The following is a 22,964-nucleotide window of genomic DNA, read 5'->3' as shown; positions in this document are numbered from 1 at the left end:
CGGAGGGCGAGGATGTCGAAGCGTCGCAAGAAGGGGCCGAGTCACACCCCGAAGGCCGAGGATCGGCACTGGTACGGCAAACGCCAGACCGCCCGCGCAGCCAAGTCGGCGACCCGAACCGGCACCGCCACCACCGCCGGCGCCCGGCGTACGCCCTCGTCGTCCCCCACGGAGCGGCCGGCCCGGCGATACGCGCCGGAGGGCCCGGAGCTGGTCACCGGCCGTAACCCGGTCGTCGAGGCGCTGCGCGCGGGCATCCCGGCCAGCGCCCTGTACGTCATGACCGGGGCGTCGGACGATCGCGTCCGCGAGTCCATCAAGCTCGCCACCGACGCTGGTGTCCCGCTGCTGGAGGCGGGCAAGGCCGAGCTCGACCGGATGACCGACCGGGCCGTGCACCAGGGCATCGTCCTCCAGGTCCCCGAATACCGCTACGCACACCCCGACGACCTGCTGCGCCGCGGCACCCCTCCGCTCGTCGTCGCCCTCGACGGCGTCACCGACCCGCGCAACCTGGGGGCGATCGTACGGTCGGCGGCGGCGTTCGGCGCGCACGGTGTGCTCGTGCCCGAGCGCCGGGCGGCGGGAGTGACCGCCGGGGCCTGGAAGACCTCCGCGGGCACCCTCGCCTCCGTCCCGGTCGCCCGCGCCACCAACCTCGTACGCGCGCTGAAGAGCTACCAGAGCGCCGGTCTGTTCGTCGCCGGGCTGGATGCCCGCGGCGCGGTCGGCGTCGGCGACCTGGAGGCCGCGAGCGGCCCGCTCGTACTGGTCGTGGGCTCGGAGGGCAAGGGCCTGTCGCGGTTGGTCGCCGAGACGTGTGACCTGGTGGTCAACATCCCGATGGGCCCGAGCGCCGAGTCCCTCAACGCCGGCGTCGCCGGGGGCATCGCGATGTACGAGATCGCCCGCCGTCGCTCTCAGCGGTAGTCAGCGACGGGGGCGTCCTTCTTGTCACCGAAGTAGACCTCTTCGAAGAACCGGCTCGCCTCCGGCTGGGAGCCGTCGAGGTCGGTGAAGCCGTAGTGCTTGGCCAGTACCCCGGACGACAGCGCCTTGCCGGACCAGCGGGCCACGTCCGGGTCGGCGGCCAGCGCGGCCACCGCCCGCCCGATGTAGCGAGGCGTCTCCGCGATCGCGAACCACTTGTCCTTCGCGATCCCGTCCCGCCAGTTCTCCTCGGTGACCTCGAAGTGCTCGAGCATCTCCTCCGAGCGCAGGAACCCGGGCGTCAGCGACAGTGACGTGACACCGTGCGGGGCCAGCTCCTCGTGCAGCATCTTGCCGAGCCGCGTGATCGCCACCTTCACCAGGTCGAAGAACATCGTTCCGCGATAGCGGTCGTTGAACATGTCATCCCCGTCGGTGATCTCCACGACCAGCCCGCGGCCCCGCCGTACGAGCAGCGGGAGGGCCGTGTGGAGCGTGATCAGGTGGGTCTCCAGCCCGTTCCGGACCGCCTGCAGGCCCTTGTCCAGGTCGTGCTCCCAGATCGGCTTCCACTCGATCCACTGGTCGCCGCCCCACGTGTCGTCGACGAGGACGTCCAGGCGGCCGTCCTGCTCCTCCTCGATCCTGCGCACGAGTGCTCGGACATCCGCCGGCACCATGTGGTCGCACCGCACCGCGATGCCCCGGCCGCCCGCCTCCGTCACCAGCTCGGCGGTCTCCTCGATCGTCTCCGTACGGCCCAGCGGACTGCGTGACTCCCGCGTGCTGCGGCCGGTGACGTACACCGTGGCCCCGGCCGCCCCCAGCTCGACCGCCATACCCCGCCCGGCGCCCCGGGTACCCCCGGTGACCAGCGCGACGTGCCCTTTCAATGAACCGGTCACATGCCCTCCTCGATCGCTCCTGCGCCTGAACCGTGGCACCACCCGGCCAGAACCGCGCCGACGTCGGCGCGCATCCGGTCGCACAGACCACCGGCCGGCCGCGCCGACCAGTGCAGCGCGGTCCCGTCGGCGACCGCGGTGAGAATCCGAGCGGCCGCCGGTACGGGCGGCGCCCCGGGGATCCGTCCCTCGCGCGCCGCCCGATCGAGCAGCGGGACGAGCCCCTCCTCCAGCGCCGCGTACAGCTCCGCCAGCAGCCCGCGCAGCTCCTCATCGGCCAGATCGACGGCCAACTGCGCCAGGTTGTTGGGGGCCGTCTCGGGATCGTCCAGCGGCGCGAAGACCCGGACCAGCACGTCGACCACCGCGGCGACCGGATCACCGGCCTCCGCCGCCACCGTGCGCATACCCTGCCGCGTGCTCTCGACCGCCGTCCTGCTCATCGCGGCCAGCAGCCCATGCTTGGACGTGAACCGCTGAGCCACCGTCCCGACGGCGACCCCCGCCTCCCGAGCCACGTCCGCCAGCGTGAATCCCGGCCCCAGCCTGCTGATGACCACACCGGCGGCGACCAGCAGGCGTTCATCCGTAATCTTCCTCGGCCGTGCCACGCCATTATTGAACCACGGTTCATTAATGCCTCGCCAGCGCCCCGCTGGCCGACGCGGCCGGAGAGTCCGACCCGCGAGCGCGTCTGAGTCGCGGCGTATACGCGCTATCGTGGTGACGCTGCAGTAGCAGCGCCGCCTCCGTAGCTCAGCTGGCAGAGCGTCCGCCTTGTAAGCGGCAGGTCGCCGGTTCGAATCCGGCCGGAGGCTCCCACTCTGACCAGGAAAAAGACCTCGGGCGATGATCGACCGAGGCCCTGGTTGACAGCAACAGTGACAGCAACCGCTACTTACGCTCATCTGCTGAACAGCGGGGGATGTGGGGCGACGGCATGCCAGGCATGGTCTGAACGTCGACTTGAGACATCCATCCTCCGTCGTTCGCGAGCCAGTACCAGACGCCGGCGCTCGGTAGCTTCACGAAGCAGTGAACCCACACGGTGGTGCCGCCGATGATGGCGCTGTGCGAGTAGCCCGGAGGTCCACCGGGCGAGTCTGCAGGTCGGATGAACTGGGGATCTCGGCCATTCGCGAGCAGCGCGTGATCGCCTTGGTCTTCTTTCGACGGGTCGAGCCACTGATGGTAAGCGAAGGCTCCGAAGGGGATCGAACTGGCTATGGCCAGCGCGAGCCACAATGCGTTGACCTTCTTCCTCAGCGTCCTAGCGTCCAAGGCTCGTGTGATCAACGCGGCCACGCACGTGATCGCGGAGCCAGCCAGGAGCATGATGAACCAGGGAACTTTTGCGATCCCGACGACCGCCGCCACTCCAGATGATGCGATGCCGACCCCAAGCACCGCTAGATCTTTGTGTGTCCACAGGGCGGTGTTCCGTTTACGCTTCGCGATCGGGCCGCCGCTGATATTGCTTGCTCCCGATTTAGCAACCTTGGAAGGCGTGACGTCGTCCATCTCACCTATAAGACGAAGGTGCCCGGAATCTCGTTCCCCCGGGCACCTTCAGTCACAATACGGGTTACCTAGCCGAGAGCATCCCCCAGCTTTCCGAGCGCCTTGCGCTTCTCACCGAGCGCCGCGTGAGCATAGATCGTCATCGTCACCTCGATATCGCTGTGACCGACGATGTCCCGGACGATGTGCGGCGGGACGCCGAGGGCCAGGAGCAGCGACACGCAGGTGTGCCGGATGTCGTGGAACCGTACTGCCTCCACGCCGGCCTTTTCGCGCACGCGGCCCCAACTGCGGCGGAGGTTGTCCGGTTCCATCGGGGTGCCGACGCGGGAGGGGAACACCAGCCCATGCTCTTGCCAGCCCTCGCCCGCCGCTTCCCGCTCCGCCTGTTGCCGGATCTTGTGCTCACACAGAGCCATGATGCACAGCTCGGGCAGTGGCACGGTACGGACCGACTCATCCGTCTTGGGTGGGACGAAACGCAGCTCTCCGGCGATCCGCTGGACCGTCTGGACCACTTCCAGGGTCGCGCTTTCGATCCCGCTTCCCGCGCATGTCTCGCACTCCGTGCCGTCTGCCCCGCCGCCCTCACCGTCGCATGTGTCGCAGGACACCAGGTCGACGTCATCCCAGCGCAGCCCGAACAGCTCTCCGCGCCGCAGGCCAAGGCAGAGCGCCAGGACGTACAGCGCGTAGAGCCGTTCGTCCTTCGCCGCGTCGAGGACGGCGCGCGCCTGGTCGACGGTCAGTCCCCGGTTGACCTTGTACTTGGGGGTGCTGACCTTGACGAGTTTCGCGACGTTGCGGGGGATGACCTCTTCGCGTACCGCCGTCTGGAGAGCGTTCCGCAGTACGGCGTGGACGAACTGGACCATGCGGATGGACAGCCGCGAGCCACAGCACTCCGGCACCGGCTTGGCGCAGCAGCGCGGTTCTTCACGAGCCGCATCCCAGCCGTTCCGGCAGCACGGGCACGACTCACGAAGCCGCGTGATCAACATTCGAACGTCCCGCGCCGTGAGCTTGTCGAGGCGCTTCTTCCCGAGTTCGGGGATCAGATGCCGGCGAACAACACCCTCGTATCCCTGGTATGTCTTGGGCCGCCGTTCGGCACGGACGACGTGGTCTAGCCAGTACGTGAGATAGCGCTCGACAGTCCAGCTTTCCGAGGCCACCGGGATGCCCGCATCCGCCTTGCGAAGCAACTCGGTCAGCTTCTTGCGCGCCTCCTCGTGGGACCGGGCATAGCCCTGTACCCGCTTCAGAGTTCCCGCCGTGGTCGGGACGTAAGCGGCGTAGCCGTACCGGCCGTCCTTGCGGGGCCAGATGCTCCCTTCCCCGTTGCCGCGCTTACGGCGGCTTTTCGACTTCCTGACGTTTTCCGGCTCGTCGGGATACGCAGCAACAGCGGTCTTGGACATCAGGCAGCTACCTCCATGAGTTCGTTGAGGCATTCGGTGATCGCCGAGGCGGGGACGAGGCGACGGCGGCCGATCTTGATGGTGCGGAGTTGGTTGGAGCGGATGAGGTTGTAGAGGGTCCAGCGGCTTACGCGAAGCCGCTCAGCGGCCTCGTCGACGGTCAGGACGATGTCGGTCATGCGGCACTCCCTTGTGAGGGGATGGGGTCGAGAGGGGGTAGTGGCTTGCCGCTGAGCGCGGCGGTCAGGAACGCTTCGCCGGGCGTGTGGCCCTGGCCGACGTAGTCCCAGTGGGCGATGACGAGCACCTGGTCCTCGTCGAAGAGGGGCAGTCGGCCGGTGGTGATGTCGTGTTCGCGCTGGTTGTAGGCCATGCGCGCTTCTCGGAGCGCGCTGAGAGTGGTCGAGTACCGGCGCGACTTGGTCGAGAAGTGGCCCCGGAAGCCGAGCATGTGCGCCCAGTCGGCAAGCCGAAGATCGGCCATCTCCTCCAGCGACCCGAGACGCCGACACTCAGCGATCAACCGGCGTGCATGGTCGCGGACGTCGAGCCGGTCCAGGTCATCGGTTGGGCGGATGCGCCGGTCGAGGGTGCCGACGCATTCAGCTACGCGCCGTCGAGGTAGCCGACGCCACCCCGCACACCCGACAGGTCATCCAGGCAGCCCACGATGACGGCCGCGTCATCGCCGCCGTCAGCAACAACTCCCGCGAAGCCGTGACCACCTACCTCACGACCGCCGGCCTCGCACCGTTGTTCACCGCGATCATCGGCCGCACCGACCCAGACCCCCGGCTACTCAAACCCGACCCCCACCTGATCGACCAAGCCGTCAAAGAACTGAACGCAGCCCCCGCCGACTGCGTCTTGATCGGCGACTCCCTCAGCGACCTCGAAGGAGCCCACAACGCCGGAACGCTCAGCATCGGCTACGCCAACAAACCCGGCAAACGGGAACGCTTCACCACCGCCGGAGCCGACGCCATCATCACGACCATGGCCGAACTCCTCCCGCCCCTCAGCCAGCACCAGCCGGCCACCGACTGAACGCGAGACAACGAGGCAGCCGCGAGCCTCAGACGAGACACCAGCGTTCTAGGGGCCAAACGGCCAGGCATGTGTCTAGTCCCAGTTGATGCTTGACGCGTCCGTCCCTGCAGATACTTGACAGATGATCTAGGAACTCCGCGTCAACGCGGCAGGAAGACCAGGCAGCAGGCAGGGAAGGCAGAGCGGTTGATCAGGAGCAACGATCTACGACCCGTATGGATCGCACGACTCATAGCAGAGCTGAGCGCTTTCCTGCAGGAACCGATCGAACTCGTCGAACCCATCGATGAGTGCCTTGTGGATGACGATGCGTTCTCCTGTCTGATCCGTAGCTCACCTCCGCAGGGCGAAGCGTTCCAGCTCTGCTGGGAAGGCGTGCTGGGGATGGAACCGATCGACGGGAAGCCTTTCACCAGCGCTTCGCTCTTCCTGTACAGCAGAGACCGCAGACTCGCTGTGGCCAGCCACAACGGCGGAAGCTATCTATGGATCGTCTACGAGGGCTCGTTGGAGCGGGGCGGACGGTGGAGTAACCCCCGATGGCAGCTGGACGAGTTCGACGAATACCTCATGTACGACTCCTATGACGATGACTGAGCGCGAGGGCGTAAAGCATCTGGTGGGACTGAAGTGACAAGCATCTACCGGGACACGACACAAACGGTCGGGGACGCCGGATGAGAACTTTCTCTACGTCTTCAAGGGCGCCCCGCAAGCGGGCCGCCGGGGAAGCCGTCCGGCCCTCGGGCCGGGCGTGCGGCCTCTGCGGGCCGGTCCCGTCCCGAGACCGGTCGGCCGCCCTGCACCATGCGGAACACCACTGAAGCCGGAGGAAGAGCCATTCACCGGGCGGACCGTTCTCCACGTGTGTCAGTCCCCCAGCCGCGACCGGCGCGTCAAGGTTGGCCAGGGGTAGCTATGGGGTCACGCAAATAGGGATGGATCGCCTGGATCTCGTTAGGATCTCGGTTTATGACGGCCTCAACGACGGACATCCGCCGCCAGATCCGCTTCACCGTGTGGGGCCTCGCGAGCACCTTCGCGAGCTTCGCATGTACCTTCGCCCCCTGGCAGCGGTACGCGGCGGATCGGACCGACGCGGCCAACGGCTGGCAGCTCGCCCCTCTCGACGCAGAGGCTCGGCTCGTACTGGGGGGCGTTCTCATCACCTGCGTCTTGGCCGTAATCGCCACCGCGGAGGCCCGTGGCGTGTTGGCTTTCGCGACAGGGGCTGCCGCGTGCGTTACTGAGCTTCTGGCAGCTCACTACCACCACAAGCTGAGCACCCCAATCGACAGGCCGCACTACGGCTTCAACGTAGGTTTCAACCTAATGATGATCGTGTTGGCGGCCCATATCGTGGTCTTCTTCGCAATCGCGCGTAGCCACAGCCGGAGGGCCTTGTCAGCCCGAAGGGAAGCCACCAGTATCACCGACCGGCTGCGCTCACGCTAACCGTGAATATGTCGGAGACGTCTGGCTAAAGGCCGTGACGATCGCTGTGGGTGGTTGCGCGTTCCACAGGGTTGGGGCGATCGGCTGCCGCCCCCGCTTCCGTTCCTCGGGCCGTGGCCGGCCCTGCGGTACGGGTCGGGGTTGCCCCCGAATTACGGCGGTGCTGTCGCAGGTCAGCGCGATTGCTGTACAGCACAGAAGTACAGCAACACCGCCGTACGGCACCTGTCGTGATCACACGCCATCACACGTTGGAGCAGGGCGAGGCAGCGCCGACCTTGATTCTGCCGAGAGTTCGGGACGAAGGGCGGCGGCAACGCCCGCTGCTAACAGCGGCTCTGGACAGGCCCGGACGGCGGTGGACGACGGAGCGGACCGGCAGCAGGTCAGGGGACAGATTCGGACGGCTGTGGACGCTCCCGATCTTGCTACGGATCAGACGGCGCATTGCTGAATTGAGCTGTTGATGGATCAAGGCGGCGGCGCAAGCGCCGCCGCAGGCCGCCCGCTCCGGCACGCCCTACGGGCGTGCGGCGTGGGCGCCGGTCCCTCCGGCCGTGCCGGTCGGGCGGCCGACTGGACGAAGACCCAACCCGGATTTCCTCCAGCGTCATCGACTCCGGACTGTTCTCGCGAGACGGGCGCAGGGCCGCCGGCAGATTCGCATTCGCTCGCCCTACGGGTGGCCTACTGCCATCAGACGGGAGCCCGGCTTAGGAGACAGAACGCCCGACTCGGAGTCGATCGCTGAGGCCTCCGCCCGCAGGCCCGGGGCAAGCGTCTTTCGCCACGAGAGCCCCCTCCGGCGGACACAGAGCGAGCCCCGAGCTGTTGCAGGACTTGCGAGCCGAAGCCCTTGGGGAGCATGCAGACGAGGTCGTAGTGACGGTCGACTGGCACCAAATGCATCTTCCCCCCTGCAGCGACCGCTGCTTCCCGAAGGAGCCGACGTCACGATCGACGGACGTCATCTGCGTTACGGGATCACCGAGACCCTGTCCTGAACCCGGCGAACTCGGCCCTCGCGCGGACGGCCGACGTCGGCCGGACGTGATCACCCTTACCCCGAAAAGGATGCGGTCGTACGGTTGACCGAGCGCACCGCTGGGGGCTCCACCGCCCCCAGACCCCCGCGCACCCGCCCGCGCGCTCCTGTCTATCCCAACATCGCTCCGTACGCGCGGACGAGCACTCTGGACCGATGCGCAAAGGTGCGGACAGGCAGCAGGTAAAGCGGTCGTCAAATTCGGATCCGTCGAGAGCGGCGGTGCCGCTCGATCATCACGTTGGTGGCCGCATCCGGAGGGGCGTTACGAACGTCTGCGGCGAACTCCTCAAAGGTCCGCATCAGATGGGTGCCGGTCGTGGGATTGATCTCGCGTTCCCGCTCAACGTATGGAGCGATGGCGCCCCATGCATGTGCGACTCTGACATCGAAGGTTGTGGCCACACTATCGGCGACGATGTTCAACAGCCGGAGCATACCGATGCCCTGGAACAGTTAGGCCACGTCGTAAATGGCTCGGCGAGCATCGATGGGCAAGCCGGAGATCCCGAGTTGGGGGTCGTGTTCGGCGCGAAGTTTGGTGCACACGTAATGATAGTGGTCGTGGAACTCCAGCGTCCGCAGGCTGTCGAGGATCTTGGTGTAGTACGGCAGGAGATTCGCCCGGCGCTGCTCACCACGGTGTTGTAGGGCCAGGTAAGCCGAGCTAACGAGGGCGGCCACAGACAGCACGATTGCGATGACGTTGTAGACCATCGGATTTAGGCCTCTCGATCCAGAACCATCGTTGAAGATAAGACCCCTCGATGTCGCTACAGGTTCCAGTCTCCACCAGACGGGAATCAGGTCAGTGCCTCAGGGGTCACGCTTGAAGTGATTCTCTCAAGCGCGGGGGTCTCAAGCTAAGGCGGAACGTCCGGTGGCTCCCTCGCCCCGAGCTTTCGAGGATGCGCGGCGACCAGAACCGGTCAAGGTCCGTGCGCAAGATCCTTTGTAAGACTGGCAAAGCATCTTCCGTACTCCCTTGACCGAACCTGCCCGCCGCTAGGTGCGGCTTTCGTCGGGGCGGGGGGAGGAAGGGTGGGAAAAGCAAAGACCAGGCGTCCCCTCCCGAGCGCAGGTCTGGAGCACGATCACGGCGGTACGAAACATTACGCTTCGGACCTGGAGCCGTGCCCGCTACGTGCCCGTCAGAGGGGACGATCACGGTCGCCAGCGGTCATCAACGGGGAGAATGCCGCGAAGGCGCAGGTCAGTCGCGCCGCAGGTGATCGATAATCAGCGGGAGAGACTTCCCAAGCTGGTTGCGTGGCTGGATTCCCGTCACCCGCACTACGCCGCCAACGTCCAAGCCGGGAACGATGCCCAACACACCCAGCCGGAAGGCAGGGGAACTCTACGGTTGGAACCGTGGAACATGACCTCGACTATCAAGACCAGGTCTTCATCAACTTCCGGGACTTCTTCCGGCGCTCGCCGGATCACGCGTTCCGCTGGGTTGATCTCAAGCGATTCTGCCTGCCTCGGCCAGCGCAAAGCGATACGCGCATCCTGGATGCCTTGATCAGACACGACCACTTCCGGGACGACTACGCAGGGGGCGGGGTCGACCCGGTTGGGACTCGACACGGCCCCTACTGGCTGGATCGCATCTCCGCCGACGCGTACGAGCCTGTCGATGAGACGACCGCGACGTACGCCTTCGACTTCTGGGTCGGCCAGTATGGCGAGTTGCCCCAGGCGCTGAAGGTGGCCTTGGAGCGGGACGTCCATGCGCTGGTGCGGGCCGCCACAAGCCGATACCGCCTCAAGACCCTGGGCGAAGGCGCGCTGCACGACTGGGGCGGCGTGCACGGTGAGTTCCACGAACTGGTCGTGATCGACCGCACTACCAGCAGCTTGGCTCTGATCGTCGCTGCTGACGACTAAGACCGCCGCGGCGCCACGCAACTCCGTCCGGGCCATTAGTGGGCCATTAGCCCCGGTGATCAAGGGTCAACAGCGGTCACTCGCGATCACTCGGACGAGCAGGTCAGCGCCCAGGACGGCCCGGAACCAGACGATTCCCAAGCTGGTAGCGCGGGTTCGACTCCCGCACCGGTTCCACTACGAAGGCATGCGGCAGGGACCTGGTGCAGGGTGCCGATGGCTGCCAGCAGATTCGCCGAAGGCCAAGATCCGGAAAATACGCGGAATGCGCCGGTGACATTGAGGGAGCCGACCAGGGTTCCATGCAGGTCAGCGGGGGAGCAGCGCCGAGATCCATGGCGCACTGTAAAGCCGCGGGTACCAGCACGGGTGACAGCAGCGCTGACAGCAACGACAGCGACCACCGACGCCCACGGCCGTACGCAGGACACCGTCTACCTCGGTGGATGCGTCACGAGCAGGGGTGTCCGTATTCCTTGTAAGCGGCAGGTCGCCGGTTCGAATCCGGCCGGAGGCTCCCATCTGACCAGGCAAAACGCCCCGCCTCTGATCACAGAGACGGGGCCTGAGTGTCTAACTGAGCGACTACGGCTCGAAATCCACCGGGAAGATGGCGTCCATCGCGCTCAATGAGCACTCAATGCCCGGAGGTCGTATCACCAAGCATTCGGTACGCGGGAAGCCGTTGGCGGCCACCGAGCCGGTACGAGATACGCACGACCGGCTCGGGCTCGCTTCAGCGTCTCGTCCGTGTCACTGGCACTAGGGCCACGCCGCTAATCTTCGTCGAAGTCATGCTGATGATGATGATGTCTGAACTGATCATCATCATGCTCGTCGTCTACCTCGTGGGTTCTGAGGTGAGCGGACGCACGGCCGGCTCGGGCATGGTCATCGTCGTCATCCTGGAAGTGGCTGCGGCTTCTGTCATGCTCGGACTCGTCATCATCTTGGTCGTGCTGGTGTTTCCGATTAACATCGATATTCGATCTGTCGGCCTTCGCAGGATGCACCCGGAGAACACCGGCGGGTTTACCGGAGGGCCGCAACTGCACTGCGTATGCGGGCGCTGCGGCTACGCCGATTGCGGCCGCCAGCAGAGAGCCGGTCGTGATCATCGTCCTTAGAGTCATACGCTCCCCCTTGAATAGGGTTGGCGGCGCACTATGCCACCCGCATCGCCACACCTCGCCATTGATACCCGCAAGCGCGGCCTCGGCGTCAATCTGGCAACATCTTTGCGGTATATCTACATCTTGGACTCGCGTACATACTGCTAATTAGTGCGCGACCTTTCGAAATCCGCACTCGTCCGAAACTCTCCATAAAATGGAATAATTGCCCGATGAGTGACCGATGCTTGGATTGTCCCGATGGCGCTTCCTCGGCCTGCGGCGGCCATGTAGGTCGCCGGAGGCTCGGGATTCCTTCGGGACGAAGAGGCTGACTCGCGCCGTTGCGCCGCTGACCTCCCAGCTCCCGACCGAGTGTCCCCCGTGTCCCCCAACTGTCTGTGACCTGCGAAAACCCGGGGGACACGGTGAGGGACACAGTGCCCCTCGGTATCCCCCTCGACTGCCTGAGGCTGGAACAGCGGGGGGAGTTGCCCCGTAATGCTCCAGCCCTCCGGGTGACTAACTGCGTGACAACCACCACGAACGACGGCGGACACCCCCGCTCGGTGAGGGAATGCCAGACCAGCCAGCAACGCCTGAAGTGCTGGTGACATGTCCCCATAAGTCGCCTTGTAAGCGGCAGGTCGCCGGTTCGAATCCGGCCGGAGGCTCCCATCTCACCAGTGCAAAGACCCCGAGCGAAGATCGCCCGGGGTCTCCGTGACGGCAACCGTCACTTACCTCGGCAGCCAGCGCCCCAACGGCCGCACGATGAAGCGGTGGAAGCGTGCTGCATCAGGTCACCTTCCACAGCCGTGCTGTCCTGTCGTTGCTTCCGACGGCCAGAGTCGTACCGTCCGGGCTGAACGCCACACAGATGGCTTGACCGGTGTCGGCGAAGGACGCGGCGGCAGCGCGGGCGGTCGCCACGTCCCACAGCCGCACCGTGCGTTCCGAACTGGCAGTCGCCAGGGTCTTGCCGTCCGGGCTGAACGCGACGGAGTTGACAACGCCGGCACTCCCGGCGAGGGTCGCGATGCGACCAGTGGCCGTGTCCCGCAACCGCGCCAGCTTGTCGCTGCTGCCGATGGCCAGGGTCTTACCGTCCGGACTGAACGCCACCGATTGGACAGCGGAATAGCCGCCGCGAACGGCGGGAAAGGTGAGGGCTGCGAGGGTGCGGGCGGTGGCCACGTCCCACAGCCGCACCGAGTTATTGCCACCGCCGGCGGCCAGGGTCTTGCCGTCCGGGCTGAACGCCACCCAGACGACGAACCCGGTGTTGGCGGTGAGAGTGGTCGTGGTGCGGGTGGTAGCCACGTCCCACAGCCGCACCGTACCGTCCCAACTGCCGGTGGCCAGGGTCTTGCCGTCAGGGTTGAACGCGACGGAGTTGACAGCATCGGTATGGCCGGTGAGGGAAGCTGCGCGGGCGGAGGCCACATCCCACAGCCGCGCTGTGCCGTCTGTGCTTCCGGTGGCCAGGGTCTTGCCGTCTGGGCTGAACGCCACCGAGTAGACGAACCCTGTGTGGCCGGTGAGAGTGGTCGTGGTGCGGGCGGCGGCCACGTCCCACAACCGCACCGTGGTGTCGTTGCTGCCAGTGGCCAGGATCTTGCCGTCCGGGCTGAATGCGACGGCGTCGACGTTGCCGGTATGGCCGGTGAGGGTGATGTCCTGACCAGAGGTGGCGGCGCTCTGACGGGGAGTGGCATTGCCGCGCCTCGAATGCTCAGGCCAGATCCCTGCCGCTGCGGAGACGCCGGCCGTGATGGCTCCCAATCCGCCGAGCAGCACCGTACGGCGTCCCGGCCAATGCGGGGCAGAGCGTTGCGGTTCGCCGTTCTCCCTGAGTGTCGATGCCGGCTCCGACGAGTTGACGCGGTCCCGGGTCGTAGGCGTGGAGCCTCGCCTGGCTGAGGTAGCGATGGCGGGCGCGTCGAGGTCGGCGAAGACGGTTTGGAGCGTGTGCCGGACCTGGTGTGCGGTGGCGGGCCGGTCGGTCGGGTCTTTGGCCAGTAGTCGCTGGAGCAGGTCGTCGAGGCCAGCAGGCAGGTCAGAGCGTAGGTCGTGCAGATGGGGTGGCGGGGTGACCAGATGTTGGTGCATGAGCGCGTGCTGGCTGGGGCCAGGGAAGGGCGGGCGGCCGGTCAGGAGGGTATGCAATGTGGCGCCGAAGCAGTACAGGTCGGTGCGGGCATCGACGTTTTCGCCTCGCCACTGTTCGGGTGCCATGAACGCTGGGGTGCCCAGAGCTCCGCCGGTCACGGTGAGGTGGGTGGTGGCTTCGGCGTAGCGGGCAATGCCGAAGTCGCAGATTTTCACGCCGCCGGTCAGCTGTATCAGGTTGGCGGGTTTGATATCGCGGTGCACCACGCCGTGGTCGTGGGCGTAGGCGAGCGCGTCGGCGACCTGGACCATGAGCTCTAGCGCCAGGCCGGGAGGCAAGCCGTTGGGGTGCTCGGCCACCAGGACCTTGCAATCACGGCCATCCAGCAGTTCCATCACGAAATAGGGGTGCCCATCGTGGTCGCCGATGTCGTGGATGACAGTGATGCCTGGATGCTGCAGCGCGCCGGCGGTGCGAGCCTCGTGGCGCAGCCGGGCGATCAGCTTGGCCTCGGTGTCCACGTTGGCGAGGAGGATCTTGATCGCGATCTTGCGGTTCAAACTGTCATCGTGGGCGGCCCACACCTCGCCCATGCCGCCACGACCTAGCCGCTTGACCAGCCGATATCTGCCGCCAAGCACGCCACCACGCTCCACCCGTCCAGCTCCCATCTCCAACTCGGCGCCAACCGGCCCACCCTCGCGCGGGCCACCGGCCCTGCGAACCGGTTCATCGGTGACACTGCCATGCAAAAAAACATCGGTGTTCGCTTGACTAAAGCAGATGATTTCAGGAAACCGTCCTTCCGTGAAGTGGACCGGGCGCCGTCGGCGTCGACGAGCAAGCAGGAAGTCACGGTTCAAGGCGGCGGCCTGTAGCGCCGCCGCCTTGAACACGGGTTCGTAATTTCGTCGAGCGCTTCATGACCCCTCTGCGAAGATGTGGCCGGTGGGATGGGAAGCACTCGAGCAGTGGGGTGACGACGTAGTTCGCATCGAACCGCTCACTGGCGGAGTCGGCGTCAACGAGGTGTGGAGCGTGCGCGTCAACGGGCACCTCGCGGTCGGTCGTCTCGGCCAACGCAGCGACGCTGATCTCGCGTGGGAGACCGACCTGTTGCGGCACCTCCACCGTGAAGGGATGACGGTGCCGGTGCCGATCCCAACCACGGACGGCCGGCACTTCGCCGACGGTCTGGTGGTGATGACCTACGTGGGGGGCAGATCGCCCGAGACCGAAGCCGACTGGCGTCGCGTCGCCGACACACTCCGCCAGCTGCATCGGTTCACGCACGGCTGGCCCCAACGCCCGGGCTGGCGATCGTCGACCGACCTTCTCCACGCCGAGACCGGGACGAGGGTCGACCTCGGCGCGATGCCGCCTGAGGGTGTCGTTCGATGCCGGGCAGCGTGGGCGCGACTCACCGGTCGCACGACGTGCGTCGTCCACGGCGACCCCAACCCACGCAACATCCGCATGACCGCGGATCGCGTCGCGATGATCGACTGGGACGAGTCGCACGTCGACGTCCCCGACCTCGACCTGGCACTGCCGCACAACGCCGCCGGTCTCGACGACGACGCGTACGACATCGCCGCGCAAGCGCGGGCCGCATGGGAAGCCGCCGTCTGCTGGGACCCCAGCGGGACCGACCAGTTCGCAGTCAGGCGGCTCGCCGAAGTTCGAATGGACTGAGCAGCAGCGAATCGAGAGAGCGCACCTAACGCTGCACGACCGCGCACGTCCCAATGCAGCGACCCCCGCCGCGAGGAGACCTGGTGGCCGCACTTCACCGCTCAGGGCGAAACAGATCTTGCTTGGCCACCCGCTTAATCTCGTCGGGGACCTTCACGCGTCGCGTCACGGCAGAGTAGCGAGGCGCCGACCCATAGGGCGGGGCCGGGGTGCGGCGTAGGTACGCCTAAGTTCCCCAGCCCCTGTCTAGCGGTGAACTGACCGCGCCATTACGTAACTCGCTGATCAAGGCGAAGTTGCGGGTATCTTCGGAATGGGGCGGACCCGGGTCCAGGTGCAGCCGCCGGTGAAGATGTAGGCCACCACAAGCGGATCGTGGCTGATGTAGTAATAGCGTGGGCCAGGTGGTTCGGGCCGTTCGGGCCGGTCCGCCACGTCGGCAGCAAGCGCCGGCAGCCTGTCATGCGCGAATTCCACGTCCGTGTCGCACCCGTGTTGCGTGGTCATGTACACGCCCGGCTCGATGTCGCCCGCCCGGTACCTACCGTCGGTGATCGTAGATGCCTTTACCTGTGCAGAGCTGAGCCCGGCAAGAAGAAGCACCAGCGTGCAGCCGGCACCGAAAACTGTCGCCCTTCGACCGATTGTGATCTTCACTGGTTGTAGCTTACGGAGCAACCGTGCCCATGAGGGCGACAAGGCTATGTGCGGGTGGTAGCTGTGTGTTGAGGAGGCAGGTCGGAGGGTCGTTGCTTACCGCCATGAAGAGGACTATGGCGCGTCCGCTCCCGTTCGCAGTTTGATCACGTAGTCCAATGAGGAGCGCCCAGCCTCGTGGTATCCGGTCGCGGTGCACGATCCATCGGGCGTTCCCCCGGGTCACCGCGCCTGCGGGGAGTGAATGCCATCTCTCCTGGCCGCCGGTTCCAGGCGGACATTGCGGACGGGCGACCAGGACACGGTTCGGGACGCCGTGTTTGGCGATGGCGTGTTGTAGTCGGTCCGGATGGGTCAGGATTTCGAGATTGTTCTTTAGGGCGGAGTCGAAGGTGATGCTGACGGTGCCGTCTGAGTTTGAGGTAACCGCGTAGGCCGGTGTCTCCTGGTTGGTGAAGATGCCCCCGAGCGCGACCGCCGCCGCTGCCGTCGGGACGGCGATGACGGCTGCGAGAAGCCGCCGGTTGCGAAGCTTGTGTTTGGGAGGTTGCGGCGTGTGCAGTATCCGGCGCAAGGTGGCGGAGGCGTCCTTGCCCGATGCGGCGTGTTCGTAGGCGTCCGGAGGTACCGGGTCGGCCATCCGGAACAACGCGGACGCTTGTTCGACCTGCGGGTTCATTCAGCGACCTCACTGGCGTTGTGAACGGACATCGGAAGGATGTTTCCGGGCGAGACTTTGTTTTCGTGTGTGGCTGGACCCTCTGAGGGCTCTGCCGCAAGCGAGACGGCGGCGGGCACGGCGCAGCCGCACCTTGTATGCGGTGGTCGAACAGCCCAGGACGGTGGCAGCTTGGGCTGGCGACAGTTGTTCCCACTCTGCGAGTCTGAGCGCTTCGCGATCGCGTTCGGACAGCGCGGCCACCACGGAGTCGAGGTGTAGTCGCTGGAGAACCTGGTCGGCGTGGTCCGCCGAGATCGGTGTGGGTGAGGCCGTGGCCACTCGTTGGGTGAGCCGGTTCCGCCGGAATCGGGATCGAAGGTGATTGGCGCTGACTTTGCGGGCGATGCCGTACAGCCATGGCAGCGGATCCTTGTCATGGAGCCGGTGCAGGCGACGCCACGCGATGGTGAACGTCTCGGCGACGACATCGGCCGCGTCCTCTTCGCCGACTCGACGGGCAGCGAACCGCATGAGCGGCGCATAGCAGCTCATATAGAGCGTCTCGAAGCGTTGTGCGGCTTGGTCCACGGTTCCTCCGGACTTGTCCAATGCTTAGGGATTGTCCGGCGGGCGGCGACTGGTTACCGGAGCCGAGCACGAACACGCCTTCGTTGGAGGCGCTCCGCCTCGGATCGCCACGCTGACCAAGAACGCGGTGACCGCGAGCACGGGACATGTACGGGATGACTCAGCCCATCAGCGAGATCTCGGCTGCTATGAGCCCTGGTCAGCGAACGCATGAAGCGAAGATCGCCGACCCTCTGGAAAGCCCTCGGAACTAGGGAAGCTGACGGCAGCGACGGCAACCGGGGACGGCCACCAGCACGTCCGACGCCGTGTCTAACTGAGCGACTACGGCTTGAAATCCGCCGGGAAGATGGCGTCCATCGCGCGAGCGCCGTCCTGCATGACAGGGCGGATCTGCTGCGGTAGACGGTCTCCGTCACCACGGGGTTGGTGCGCCCGGCCAACCGGGAGATGTTCTCCAGCGGGACGTCGTGAGCTGACAGCAGCGAGACGAAGCTGTGCCGCGACTCCCGTGGTGTCCACTCTGTGCCGACTACTCCGGCAGCTCTGGAGCGTAGAACGATGGCAGCGGCTCGGGACCGGTGTACTTCTGGCATTCGCATGGCAGCAGCTCATTGCCCGTCCACGCGCCATTGTTCCACTTTGCGCGTTCGACGCCTGCCCGGCAGCGTCCCTCGGCTTCGTGGAACGACGCACCGTGCCCGCACTGGCACAACGGTCCACGCTCGACGGCCTTCTGTTCTTGGTTGCGCCGGGGCAGCAGGCGACCGACCGCCATGCCTGTTCCGAAGATCAGCGCTCCGACCAGCATCTCGATCACGATGGCCCACTTCCACTCGTACGGCCTCCGGCGATCATCTCACCTCACCGATGGCGTCACGAGCCTGCCGCCTCTAGCCGCCGAGCCACCAAGCGGTCCCTCCAGGGCTATCGATCGGCGTGTCTCAATTCCCGCGGCCGCACGCTGGACACCGTCTACCGGTGGTACGAGGATGCGATTCCCCTCGCCGAGGCCAGGCAGGCCGAACGCCCCGCCTCTGAGCACGGAGACGGGGCGTGAGCGTCCAGGGGACGTGTCGGCGCGCCAGGTGTGCCTCTCGGCCAGCGTGTAATTACGTACAATTACAGGGCATATCAGTGCGGATCGCCGCTGCGGATGCCTGGCCGTCGTCCATTTCGAGTATTAGTTATAGATGTAAAGCCAGTAAACATATTGGCCGGTTGTCGGGAAAATGCCATACTGGCATCTGTATGGGAAGCCTTCACGCTCGTATGTCTGACCGTCATCCACGCACTCTGATTTGTGCAGATAAATGCTCCCGGTGAAGTGCCATGAAGCCGCATGGGCTGCTTGAGTGGTCATTCCGGTGAGCGCCATGGAGGCGATTCCCGTACTCGCGAGGAGTGTACGTACGCGCATTGTTGTCCCTTCCGTCGACATTGCAGATCTTTCAAGATCATCTTACGTATCTCCCACAAGATCGGCAAGGCTCGCCAGAACATGACGATGCTCGCCATGGGCTGTGTGTCTTCGGCCGGCTCGAAGACCAATATGGGCAGCTCACTGCCGTCGGCGGCGTCATAGATTGCCGAGGACTCGCGACCGAATGCCGTGAGCACACGTGGCTATCGGCTGTCGTGCGGGTTCTTCCGGCGCTCATCCTCGGCTTGTCGGCGCCGGTATTCCGCGGCTCTGGCTTCGTAGTTCTTGTGTTCCTGCTCGTGATCTGGGGGAAGGTGCGGAGCGTCGGGGGACGTCGTCGCGAAGAACCGCTTGAGCGCGTTGTTCGAGCTCACGGCCAGTTCTCCGGATCGGGCGAACATCGTTGCCTCGTAGCGTGAGATCGCCTCGTCGAGGCCGGCCTCTTTCCTGATGGCGTGCGCGAGTTCCGCGCCATCGAGCAGCGCGAGGTTCGTGCCGTCGCCCTCGTCCACGGACGAGAAGACGCCGAGTCCGCTCTCGACCGGATCTTCACCCTTCTCGACAACGGATGGACAGGTACGGCAACGGAACGCGGCCAGTGCGGCGGTGCCTGATTACGCCAGCGGACGAATCGTGTTGACGATCTGCCGCAGCGTCTTGTCGTTCACGCTCCCCGGACCGGTGCTGTCGGAGTAGACGTAGAAGGTGACCGGTGCACCCTGCCGTGAGGCGAATGTGGCGACGTACACCGTTCCCCCCTTCGGCTCGCACGGGATCCCCTTGCTGCCCTTCGTCTTGGCCACGACCTTTTGCACCGCAGCCCGGAGGCCGCCGATCGTCGCGTGCTCCGGGAGAGGTTGCTCCGTCTGGGGAAGCACGCCTCCGATCTGGTAACCGAAGTTCGCCCATTGGAGTGCGTTGTAGGTGGCGGTCGGCTCAAGGGACTCCAACTGGCCCGATGAGGCCGAGGTGATGCCCGTGCCACCGAGCAGCCCCGACTGGACGATCGAGCAGTTTTAGTTGGAGCCCCTCTTGCTGATGGCGGCAACGCCGTGTGAACCGACGGCGGTATTCCCGCTGGCGTCGCTGAGGCCCACAAAAGTGCTGGGCTCCTCGATTTTCCAACCCGGCGGGACGTTGTACACCACGCCGAATTGGGGAGCGACCACGACCTGCCAACCTGGGACCTGCGGTGGCGACTTCGGGCTGACACCGGGCGGCGCCGGGGCTGCGGTGGACTTGCCGGCCACCGGGTGCGACGGTGCCTTGGCGGCCGTACCGCCGTGCACGAGATACCCGCCGGCCGCCGCGGCCGCCACCAGCACGGCGGCCCCCGCGATCTCCGCCAGGAGACGCCCCCGGCCGCTCTTCTTCGCGGCCCCGATCGTCGGCGGACTGTCGTTGACAGTCGCGTCCGGCCTCGAGGGATTCGCCTGTGGCCAGTTGGCGGTGGGCTGAGCGGCGGGCCTCGTCGACTCGCGGAGAGCCGCGAGGGCGGCGGCCGCGCTCTGCGGTCGTACGGCGGGGTCCTCAGCCAGGAGATCCAGCACCAGACGGTCGAGGTGCGGCGGCACATCGGCCCGGCGGGACGCCGGGGGTGCGGGGGGCGACTGGGTCGGCGGTACGCCCGTCAGCAGTTCGTAGAGGACGCATCCGAGGGCGTACAGATCCACCCGAGGGTCGGCGGCATCCGCCCGCGTTACGCCGACGCCCAGGTTGCGGAGCTTCACGTCCCCGTTGTCGAGCAGGAACAGATCGGCGGAGGTGAGGCCACCGTGAACGACGCCCTGGGCGTGCGCGGCCGTCATGGCGTCGAGGGTCTGCTCGGCCACCCTGGTGACCTGCTCGACGGGCAGTCCGCCGCTCTGCGTGGCCAGAACCGTTTTCAGGTCCTGTCCTTCGAGATGCTCGGTCACGAGGAACACCGGGGACTCGGCGGTCCCGATGTCCAGCATCGCCTCGACCGCGGGGTGCCGTACGGCGGCCGCCTTCTCGGCCCGAAGACGGAACGCGGCGACGCTCGCCTGGTCGGTGGCGGCCGGCGCGGCGAAGGTCTTGACGGCGACGACCCGGTTCAGCCGGAGGTCGAACCCGCGCCATACCTCACCGGCCCCGACGCCGAGGCTGCCGATCACCGCCTCGAGACGGTACCGCCCGGCCAGTGTCTGGCCGGGTTGCTGTCCCAAGGTGCTGCGCATGATCGTCCCTCATCGCTTCCAGTAAACGCCCTGGTTGTTGCCAGTGCCGTAGGGTTCCTGGCACCACTGCACAGTGGTGATGTCCCGGGATCCGGGGTTCAGGATGACCGTGCACGCGTCGTAACGGGCTCCGTGATGGAACCCGCCGTCCTTGATGACGCCCGGGCGACACTGGCTGGGGTATGCCTTCGTATCGGTCGACGTGATGACCTCGTCGACGACAACGCCCGCGGAGTCGATCCCCTGCATCTGGTAGGTGGGATCAAGGTCCAGGTAGGGGTCGTCGGGACCGAGATTGGTCAGCGAGAAACGGACGTAGTACGGGGTCTTGTTCTTGACCGAACGCGACAACGCCAGGTTGGCCAGGTCGGCCTTCGAACCCTTGACGATCGAGGTCACGGTCAGCCCCACCGCATCCGTACGCGACCCCTGGACGACGGGCACCTTGGCCATCTGACCGATCGAGAACTGGGCACCGGGACTGGCCTGACCGGGCACCGTTTCACCGACCGGATGGAGCGTCGGAAGTGCGGTGGAGGACGGATGCGCCGCACCCGTTGTCTTCGACTTCGCGCCGTCGCCACCGAAGGCGTTCGGCAGCGCGAAGGCCCCGGCTACGACCAGCGCCGCTCCCAGCACGCCACCGACGGCGGCGACGACGCCCTTTCTGCTCTTCCGCGTCTTGATGGCAGAGGACGTGCCGACCGTCGTCGTCTCCAGGGCTTGATCCACGGTAGGCGGCTGCGGGCGCAGGTACGGCGGCGGGCCGGCGGGGTACGACGGTGTGCCCGGACCGGCGCAGGAAGTCCCGTACGGCGGCGGCGCTGACGGGCCTGTGGTCGGCCGGTTTGGCCAACAGGTCCAGGACCAGCCGTTCGAGATGAACGGGGATATCCGGACGGTGCGAACGCAACGGCACGGGCGCCTCGTTGAGGTGCTTGTACATGATCGAGGCGATTCCCGAGTCGCCGTCCGCGTCGAACGCGGGCCTCCCCGTGAACAGCTCGTACAGCACCCCGCCGACCGCATAGAGGTCGGCGCGGTAGTCGGCCGGCACGCCGCGGAATTCCTCTGGCGCCATGTAACGAGGCGTGCCGATCAGCCCGCCGGTGGCTGTCAGCGTCGTACGGTCGGCCAGCCTGGCGATGCCGAAGTCGCAGACCTTCACCCGGCCGTCCTGCTGCAGAAACAGGTTCGCCGGTTTGATGTCCCGGTGGACGACACCGCGTGCGTGCGCCACCGCGAGTGCGTCGGTGATCTGCTCCGCCAGTCCCACCACCTGGTCGATCGGCAGCCCACCGGGATGCGCCGCGATGACCCGGGCCAGGTCGGATCCCTGGAGGAGCTCCATCACGAGGAACATCACGGAATCGTGGGTGTCGATGTCGAAGACCGTGCAGATGCCCGGGTGCTGCAGGCCGGCGGCGGACTCGGCCTCCCGGCGGAACCGCGCGACCCCGTTCTCGTCCCGCGCCATCTGCGGCGGGAGGATTTTGATCGCGATCGGCCGGTTCAGCGCGAGATCGACCCCTCGCCACACCTCACCCATGGCGCCCGCGCCGATGGGGACGTCCAGCCGGTAACGCCGGGCCAGCAGCAGCCCAGCCTCCAGGCTCAGCTCACCCGGCAACGCCTCTCCCCGAACGATCTTCAAACGGCTGCCCGACATTCCACCACGAAAAGCATTGAAGGTGAAAGCCGGGGCGGAGAATGCACGGAATCCGTCGACGGGCGTCAAACGGATCGTCAGGGACTCCGCACAGGTCAGGAGCGGCCTAGGCTCCACGGCGCGCGGTAGACCGTCGGCGTTCCTGACCCTCGGTTCGACGAGGCGTCCAGCGGGCGAGGGATGCGCCTAGTGGACGATCTGGCCCGCGGTCGTCCAGTCCGTGGTGATGGCCTTCTGGGCGGCGGCCAGTGTCACAGTGCCCGCGCAGACGGCTTTGTACAGAACCTGGAGTACATGCTCACGCCCGATTCTGCCGGCGGCCGTGGGTCGCTCACGCGTCGGCAGTTTCGGGATCTGGACATCATCGGCGTGTAGCGGCTCCAGCGGGGCTTCCCGAAGACGCACGACAGTCCATCCGCTGTTGCGCAGCCTCGTCGCCTTGCGCTTGTCGTGCGCATCGCGGCCACGGTGCCAGTAGGAGCCGTCGAACTCGACGATCAGCTTCAGGCCGGCCTCGACCATGTCGCAGTGGAGCCAGCGGCCACGATCCTGCACGCTAAGAGGAGCGAGTCCAGGGAGAGCTAGTTGCAATTCCTCGCGGAGTCGCGTCTCTTGCGCCGACGTGGTGCGA

The 22,964-nt window shown here is 66.2% G+C and carries 26 protein-coding genes and 2 tRNA genes; 9 read left to right on the top strand and 19 right to left on the bottom strand.

The features are described from left to right. The first annotated feature begins 12 nt into the window (after window positions 1-12). On the top strand, window positions 13-930 hold the full coding sequence (rlmB, locus tag ACYVF7_RS53825; protein ID WP_460355350.1) for a 23S rRNA (guanosine(2251)-2'-O)-methyltransferase RlmB: 918 nt from the start codon (window positions 13-15) through the stop codon (window positions 928-930). Here the strand turns inward: rlmB and ACYVF7_RS53820 are convergent. Both ACYVF7_RS53820 and ACYVF7_RS53815 read right to left on the bottom strand, forming a co-directional pair. Next, on the bottom strand, window positions 921-1,835 hold the full coding sequence (locus ACYVF7_RS53820; protein WP_460355347.1) for an SDR family oxidoreductase: 915 nt from the start codon (window positions 1,833-1,835) through the stop codon (window positions 921-923). The genes rlmB and ACYVF7_RS53820 overlap by 10 nt on opposite strands. Then, window positions 1,832-2,446: a TetR/AcrR family transcriptional regulator gene (locus ACYVF7_RS53815; RefSeq protein ID WP_460355345.1), complete on the bottom strand. Its 615-nt coding sequence runs from the start codon at window positions 2,444-2,446 to the stop codon at window positions 1,832-1,834. Before ACYVF7_RS53815 ends, ACYVF7_RS53820 begins: the two co-directional genes overlap by 4 nt. Before the next feature lie 134 nt (window positions 2,447-2,580). Here ACYVF7_RS53815 and ACYVF7_RS53810 point away from each other — a divergent pair. Further along, window positions 2,581-2,653, top strand: a tRNA-Thr gene (locus ACYVF7_RS53810). Window positions 2,654-2,729: 76 nt separating this feature from the next. Here the strand turns inward: ACYVF7_RS53810 and ACYVF7_RS53805 are convergent. From ACYVF7_RS53805 to ACYVF7_RS53790, 4 genes are all read right to left on the bottom strand, one after another. Next, window positions 2,730-3,356, bottom strand: a complete 627-nt coding sequence (locus tag ACYVF7_RS53805; RefSeq protein WP_460355343.1) for a hypothetical protein — start codon at window positions 3,354-3,356, stop codon at window positions 2,730-2,732. 68 nt (window positions 3,357-3,424) lie between these two features. After that, window positions 3,425-4,777 (bottom strand): tyrosine-type recombinase/integrase, encoded by a 1,353-nt coding sequence (locus tag ACYVF7_RS53800; protein ID WP_460355341.1) that lies wholly within the window; start codon window positions 4,775-4,777, stop codon window positions 3,425-3,427. Next, a complete protein-coding gene (locus ACYVF7_RS53795; protein ID WP_460355338.1) occupies window positions 4,777-4,956 on the bottom strand; it encodes a helix-turn-helix domain-containing protein in 180 nt (59 codons plus the stop codon). Before ACYVF7_RS53795 ends, ACYVF7_RS53800 begins: the two co-directional genes overlap by 1 nt. Then, entirely contained in the window at window positions 4,953-5,336 is a 384-nt protein-coding gene (locus ACYVF7_RS53790) for a replication initiator (RefSeq protein WP_460358582.1), read from the bottom strand. The genes ACYVF7_RS53795 and ACYVF7_RS53790 overlap by 4 nt, the downstream gene beginning before the upstream one ends. Before the next feature lie 8 nt (window positions 5,337-5,344). On the opposite strand from ACYVF7_RS53790, the gene ACYVF7_RS53785 reads away from it, so the two are divergent. The 3 genes from ACYVF7_RS53785 (at window position 5,345) to ACYVF7_RS53775 (ending at window position 7,282) form a co-directional block, all read left to right on the top strand. Continuing rightward, a complete protein-coding gene (locus tag ACYVF7_RS53785; RefSeq protein WP_460355336.1) occupies window positions 5,345-5,824 on the top strand; it encodes an HAD family hydrolase in 480 nt (159 codons plus the stop codon). A 189-nt stretch (window positions 5,825-6,013) separates the two neighbouring features. Beyond that, window positions 6,014-6,424 carry a hypothetical protein gene (locus ACYVF7_RS53780; protein ID WP_460355333.1) on the top strand — a complete coding sequence of 137 codons (411 nt, stop codon included), beginning with the start codon at window positions 6,014-6,016 and terminating at the stop codon, window positions 6,422-6,424. A 375-nt stretch (window positions 6,425-6,799) separates the two neighbouring features. Then, a complete protein-coding gene (locus ACYVF7_RS53775; protein WP_460355332.1) occupies window positions 6,800-7,282 on the top strand; it encodes a hypothetical protein in 483 nt (160 codons plus the stop codon). A 1,240-nt stretch (window positions 7,283-8,522) separates the two neighbouring features. Here ACYVF7_RS53775 and ACYVF7_RS53770 read toward each other — a convergent pair. Next, window positions 8,523-8,753, bottom strand: coding sequence for a hypothetical protein (locus ACYVF7_RS53770; protein WP_460355330.1), 231 nt, complete (start codon window positions 8,751-8,753; stop codon window positions 8,523-8,525). A 30-nt stretch (window positions 8,754-8,783) separates the two neighbouring features. Further along, a complete protein-coding gene (locus ACYVF7_RS53765; RefSeq protein ID WP_460355329.1) occupies window positions 8,784-9,044 on the bottom strand; it encodes a hypothetical protein in 261 nt (86 codons plus the stop codon). 654 nt (window positions 9,045-9,698) lie between these two features. On the opposite strand from ACYVF7_RS53765, the gene ACYVF7_RS53760 reads away from it, so the two are divergent. The 3 genes from ACYVF7_RS53760 (at window position 9,699) to ACYVF7_RS53750 (ending at window position 12,003) form a co-directional block, all read left to right on the top strand. Further along, entirely contained in the window at window positions 9,699-10,217 is a 519-nt protein-coding gene (locus ACYVF7_RS53760) for a hypothetical protein (RefSeq protein ID WP_460355327.1), read from the top strand. 794 nt (window positions 10,218-11,011) lie between these two features. Next, complete coding sequence (locus ACYVF7_RS53755; RefSeq protein WP_460355325.1) at window positions 11,012-11,344, top strand: hypothetical protein; 333 nt, start codon at window positions 11,012-11,014, stop codon at window positions 11,342-11,344. Window positions 11,345-11,926: 582 nt separating this feature from the next. Beyond that, a tRNA-Ser gene (locus tag ACYVF7_RS53750) sits at window positions 11,927-12,003 on the top strand. A 124-nt stretch (window positions 12,004-12,127) separates the two neighbouring features. Here ACYVF7_RS53750 and ACYVF7_RS53745 read toward each other — a convergent pair. Continuing rightward, window positions 12,128-14,338: a WD40 repeat domain-containing serine/threonine protein kinase gene (locus ACYVF7_RS53745; RefSeq protein ID WP_460355323.1), complete on the bottom strand. Its 2,211-nt coding sequence runs from the start codon at window positions 14,336-14,338 to the stop codon at window positions 12,128-12,130. Window positions 14,339-14,390: 52 nt separating this feature from the next. On the opposite strand from ACYVF7_RS53745, the gene ACYVF7_RS53740 reads away from it, so the two are divergent. Continuing rightward, complete coding sequence (locus tag ACYVF7_RS53740; RefSeq protein ID WP_460355320.1) at window positions 14,391-15,137, top strand: phosphotransferase enzyme family protein; 747 nt, start codon at window positions 14,391-14,393, stop codon at window positions 15,135-15,137. Between the two features lie 285 nt (window positions 15,138-15,422). On the opposite strand, the gene ACYVF7_RS53735 is transcribed toward ACYVF7_RS53740, so the two are convergent. The 10 genes from ACYVF7_RS53735 to ACYVF7_RS53690 all read right to left on the bottom strand — a co-directional run bounded on the left by ACYVF7_RS53735 (window position 15,423) and on the right by ACYVF7_RS53690 (window position 22,888). Then, a complete protein-coding gene (locus ACYVF7_RS53735; RefSeq protein WP_460355319.1) occupies window positions 15,423-15,794 on the bottom strand; it encodes a hypothetical protein in 372 nt (123 codons plus the stop codon). A gap of 10 nt (window positions 15,795-15,804) precedes the next feature. Then, a complete protein-coding gene (locus ACYVF7_RS53730) occupies window positions 15,805-16,473 on the bottom strand; it encodes a hypothetical protein (protein WP_460355317.1) in 669 nt (222 codons plus the stop codon). 9 nt (window positions 16,474-16,482) lie between these two features. Next, complete coding sequence (locus tag ACYVF7_RS53725) at window positions 16,483-17,043, bottom strand: RNA polymerase sigma factor (RefSeq protein WP_460355316.1); 561 nt, start codon at window positions 17,041-17,043, stop codon at window positions 16,483-16,485. A gap of 532 nt (window positions 17,044-17,575) precedes the next feature. Beyond that, window positions 17,576-17,863: a hypothetical protein gene (locus ACYVF7_RS53720; protein ID WP_460355314.1), complete on the bottom strand. Its 288-nt coding sequence runs from the start codon at window positions 17,861-17,863 to the stop codon at window positions 17,576-17,578. A gap of 806 nt (window positions 17,864-18,669) precedes the next feature. After that, a complete protein-coding gene (locus ACYVF7_RS53715; RefSeq protein ID WP_460355311.1) occupies window positions 18,670-18,978 on the bottom strand; it encodes a hypothetical protein in 309 nt (102 codons plus the stop codon). Between the two features lie 102 nt (window positions 18,979-19,080). After that, window positions 19,081-19,416: a hypothetical protein gene (locus tag ACYVF7_RS53710; RefSeq protein WP_460355310.1), complete on the bottom strand. Its 336-nt coding sequence runs from the start codon at window positions 19,414-19,416 to the stop codon at window positions 19,081-19,083. A 66-nt stretch (window positions 19,417-19,482) separates the two neighbouring features. Continuing rightward, complete coding sequence (locus tag ACYVF7_RS53705; RefSeq protein WP_460355308.1) at window positions 19,483-20,664, bottom strand: serine/threonine-protein kinase; 1,182 nt, start codon at window positions 20,662-20,664, stop codon at window positions 19,483-19,485. Between the two features lie 9 nt (window positions 20,665-20,673). Then, window positions 20,674-21,117, bottom strand: coding sequence for a hypothetical protein (locus ACYVF7_RS53700; protein WP_460355307.1), 444 nt, complete (start codon window positions 21,115-21,117; stop codon window positions 20,674-20,676). A gap of 49 nt (window positions 21,118-21,166) precedes the next feature. Then, complete coding sequence (locus ACYVF7_RS53695; RefSeq protein WP_460355304.1) at window positions 21,167-22,294, bottom strand: serine/threonine-protein kinase; 1,128 nt, start codon at window positions 22,292-22,294, stop codon at window positions 21,167-21,169. Window positions 22,295-22,519: 225 nt separating this feature from the next. Continuing rightward, window positions 22,520-22,888 (bottom strand): DUF559 domain-containing protein, encoded by a 369-nt coding sequence (locus ACYVF7_RS53690; RefSeq protein WP_460358581.1) that lies wholly within the window; start codon window positions 22,886-22,888, stop codon window positions 22,520-22,522. Between the last annotated feature and the right edge of the window lie 76 nt (window positions 22,889-22,964).

Source organism: Actinoallomurus acanthiterrae, from assembly GCF_054775715.1.
This window is presented reverse-complemented; position numbering and strand designations above follow the sequence as displayed.